This is a genomic window from Novipirellula sp. (assembly GCF_041583735.1).
In the GTDB taxonomy this organism is placed as follows: Bacteria; Planctomycetota; Planctomycetia; order Pirellulales; family Pirellulaceae; genus Novipirellula.
The window spans coordinates 1-4107 of sequence record NZ_JBFHFD010000726.1 but is presented as its reverse complement, the minus strand read 5'-3'; the positions used below and the strand labels follow the sequence as shown (position 1 = coordinate 4107).

The window sequence follows — 4107 nt, the reverse complement described above, 5'->3', positions numbered from 1 at the left end:
ATGGGGTTCGAGGTGACGCTCCGGCCTTTCCAGACAGCCTGAACGACGTCACGTCACCTAAACACAAATAATCCACAAGCCGATATTTAAGGCCTTGTCCATAAGAGCCATCGCTATCGGTCTGCCCGCACCCAGCAAATTACCGGATGCCGTTTTCGGAGCAGCGTGTCTACAAAACGCAAATGTAGTAATTTGCCACCTTGAAATGCGTCACAGCGCTGCCCTTTGGAGAGGGCGTGCCGCTGGCACAATGAATCATCACCTTGCGGTGTTATTGAGTGAGCCGGGCTAACTCTTCGCGAAGCGATTCCTGTAATCCTGAGGTAAAACCGACATGGACAGCTTGAATGTCTCCTTGCCGATCGATCACGACCAAGTGCGGGATGCTTGCCACGCCGAACGCGGACGACTGCTGATTCGTATCGAGCACCGCCTCGACATTCACATCGATTCGGTCCAGGGTCGCATGAATTTTCTTGACGTCGGACTCGTTCGTGACCGCTAGCAACCTCACATCTTGATCCGAAAACTCATCGACAATCTCAGCTACAACCGGCAGTTCTCTTAGACAAGGACCGCACCATGTGGCCCAAAAGTCAAGTACAACCACCTTGCCGCGGTAATCCGCCAACTGCTGCGACTGGCCGCTGAGCGTCTGCATCTGCAACTCGGGTGCTTGTCGCCCAATCCAACTACCCCCCTTTGGGAATTCGAAAGCGATTTGCTGATAACCATGTCTCGACGGCAACTCAAACGTCTTGTCCGGAAGGATGGGATTGAGAGCCCAGTCGGTGTAGGTCATCGCAAAATCGCTTAGCGAAACTTTGCGAAGCAGCGCAGGTCCATCGGCGTCGATCCACAGATGCAGCTTGTTTTCGTCTGGCTCTGAGTCGGGGTCTGAATCCGGGTCTGCCGGCTTCGCCTCACGTGACGCGACAGAACCTGCAGCTGCTTTCAAACGACACACCCTACCGCTACACACTAAATGCTCGGTTCTTCGGCCCTCGATGTCTTCGCTTCCCATCCACTTCACGGTACCCCATCCGCGGCTACCTAAAAATTCAGCGACATTATCGGTAAAGGGCAGCAACGCCATCAGTTCCAACTCAGGAAAAGCATGAGTGGGAGGCGAAAGCGAAAGTTGGTCGATGTGACGCAGAACCGTGTCGAGGCTGTCGGGGGCAGCACCCTCAAGATAGTATCTCTGACTTCCCGATAGAGACTGGTCGAGATCGTGCTCGCAATTGACACGGAACCGGTCTCCGTTACAGACAAACACAAGTCCCCCCACCCAGTTTTCATAACGAAGCACAAGTTGATTGGGCCGGATGCCGGCGATCAACGATGGGATCGGAGCGAATCCAGACATCTCGCGGGTGTAATGCCGTGTTTGGCGGACGCGAAACGACTGAGTGGTATGCGCCAATTGCTGAAGCGATTCCAAAACGGTCTGCGCATCGGCTTCCGCATCCCCCGTCGGCTGCAATGGTTGCCGAACCGCTTCCACCTCGCGTTCCAACGGCAGCTTTCCTGAGAGATGTCCGATCGGAATCAGCGGAACCGCACTCGGATGCTCGCGATTGAAGACGAAAACCCCACCGGCAATAAGTCCAAAACAAGCAGTACCGACCGCCATCCAACGTTTTGATTTGTGCGACATCAAATTACGTCCCGTCGTGGCTGGAATGATTCAGTTACGAAAGCCGGAATGACCACCATCTCGAAGATCGAACGGAATAAAACGAACGCCATTCCGATCGTGGTAAAGTCTGCCCTCTCTGTAAATAGTCTGCCGACAACTCCTAATCACGCGGCCTTTTTTCCCTTTCCACGCAAACAACGGTAAATTTGATTGCCAGCGATGCGGAGAGAAAGGTTACTAGACGCTAAGGAACCAACTGAACCTGCATTTCAGGCCTCGCCGCTTGCAAAGCCCGAATTTCGTGTCGATCCACTCGAGTGTCGACGAGCAGCACCGTCTTCAGGTTCGACATTTTATGCAACGGCCGAAGCGAATCAATTCTTTCGGCGTGGACCGTGAGCCGTGTCAGTCGCGAGAGTCGAGAAACGGGAGTCAAATCGAGCGGCAATTCAGAACCGACGTCCAGCGTCTTAAGAGAACGGAGCATGGCAATCCGCTCTAAGCTACCAAGTTGGGGATCATAAACGAGTACTTCTTCCACATCGTGCGCGTAGTGCGGCCCCAAAAACTGCTCAATGATGCCACTCGGGACAGCGTTAGACGGGTCAACGAACCCGAGACTCTGGTCCTGTGAATCGTAACGCCATACCCCGGTGTGCAGCCCGCTAAGCCACGCGACCGCACTTCGCTGCTGAGTCGCCTTGTGATGCACCGATGCAAACCATGCGGAAAACAGCGTAACGACAACAAGAAGGGTTGAAAGCGAGAATCTCATGAATGCTCACCTACACGTCAAAAACAGGGCAACTTCAGTCCGATAACGGCGGAATTCACGTGGTGGCAGAAGCGGGTCATCCTCTAGTTATCCCACCGGTTCGGGTTCATCATGAATGAATCGAGACAGACGGTCACCAAGCCAGACCCGAAAGACTTCTGTGGTGGGAGGACAGTGCTTGCAGTCATGGATCAGCTCGGTTTTAACATCTGGAACAAGCCGCCTCACGCGATCCAGCACCAGTGACCCAGGAAACGAGATATCATCGGTGCCTGCGATCACAAGTGTCGGCATCTGGAGTCGCTGCAAGTCGTCGTCCGTCGCCAGTGGCGGTATTCTGGTATCCATCTTCATATCTTGGAGCGAGCAAGCAATTGCGTTTGCCCAATCAGAGTCCCAAGTCGTCATGATCGGATGCAAAAGTGATCGAAGACTGTTTGACGTCGGCCAAAGCGTGTGGCGGATCATCGGGAACGCCATCTTTGCCATGCCGGTCAAATGGGAACCGTTCGCAATGCCAGCCGGAACCATGATCGACAGCTTGGATACTCGCTCGGGCGCTTTGGACGCGGTGAGCCTCGCGACAAACCCTCCCCAACTGACACCGAAAAGGTTGGCACTAGGCAAACCAAGTCCGTCCATTACGTCCAACAACCAATCGGCGTATGAGTCGTCGTTTACCGGTAGCTTCACCTCAGGCCCGCGAATGGACTGTCCCGGCATATCTGGCGCGTAGAGGCGGAAATGTTTCGCGAGCGTCGGGAGCTCCGAAAGCAAGAATGACGCTCCAGATCGCATGCCATGCAGACAAACCAGCGGAAGGCCATCTTCCGGTCCCGAGGCCAACACGTGCGAGGGTCCAATGGACGTCGCCACGGACAATTGCGTCACTTCGGTTTCGAGTTTCGATGCGAATTTGTCGTACCAGGCGTTCAGTCTATCACGCCCCGCAGACGTCTTCCAAATTTGCGCAGACAAAAGCTGTTCCCGTGGGATAACGGCAAAGGTCACCTAGCCCGAGCGGACGAGCCACCATCAGGTAAAGTGTTTTTCAGGACTCCGCGGCAAGTCGACCGAGGTCTCTTTGGTTTAGGTTAAGCTTTGTGTTTTCTGTTTGCCACTGGTTTCCCTGGCGTGATGTCACAAAATTTTAACCCTGCCTCATTGACCCTCGGCCCCTCTCCGATCCAGACGTGCCGCGTTACCGCATCCGGCTCGCAGCCGACACCTCTCCATTGCCATTTCCTCGCATTCTTCAATCGCAATCAAATCGGCGGCAAGAGCACGTGGGCTCTGTGGAAATCCATCTGACTCGCAGCGAATAACGCATTCGAAGGTTTGCCCGCGAAACACGCGAATGCATCGCGATCAACAACTCGAACGAGCCGTGGTAACGATCGACGCACCGTCCAGCCGACAAGTTGAATTGGTGACCACGATCCCAATCGATCGCTACCTCCCCTGATGCCCAAAAACAGGCAAAAAAATGGGTGGCAAAAAGATGAAGTCAGAAGAAGAGTATGCTCACCTCTCCGGCTTTCCAATCTTCCTGTCGCACTAATCTTTCTGTCCTACATCCGCGATCACCTGCCGAGAACTCCTCACTCCTCACTCCTCACTCCTCACTCCTCACTCCTCACTCCTCACTCCTCACTCCTCACTCCTCACTCCTCACTCCTCACTCCTCACT

General features: G+C 54.3%; 3 protein-coding genes. All 3 read right to left on the bottom strand.

Going from position 1 to position 4107, the window contains the following annotated elements:
• Window positions 1-271: 271 nt before the first annotated feature.
• On the bottom strand, window positions 272-1660 hold the full coding sequence (locus ABX962_RS31695; protein WP_372725606.1) for a TlpA family protein disulfide reductase: 1389 nt from the start codon (window positions 1658-1660) through the stop codon (window positions 272-274).
• A gap of 226 nt (window positions 1661-1886) precedes the next feature.
• Window positions 1887-2417, bottom strand: a complete 531-nt coding sequence (locus ABX962_RS31690) for a hypothetical protein (RefSeq protein ID WP_372725604.1) — start codon at window positions 2415-2417, stop codon at window positions 1887-1889.
• Between the two features lie 87 nt (window positions 2418-2504).
• Complete coding sequence (locus tag ABX962_RS31685) at window positions 2505-3395, bottom strand: alpha/beta fold hydrolase (protein ID WP_372725602.1); 891 nt, start codon at window positions 3393-3395, stop codon at window positions 2505-2507.
• Window positions 3396-4107: the final 712 nt, after the last annotated feature.

What these genes read in the sequence shown, in the direction of transcription:
- ABX962_RS31695 (WP_372725606.1), bottom strand. Translation starts at nt 1,660, where the DNA reads ATGTCGCACAAATCAAAACGTTGGATGGCGGTCGGTACTGCTTGTTTT.
- ABX962_RS31690 (WP_372725604.1), bottom strand. Translation starts at nt 2,417, where the DNA reads ATGAGATTCTCGCTTTCAACCCTTCTTGTTGTCGTTACGCTGTTTTCC.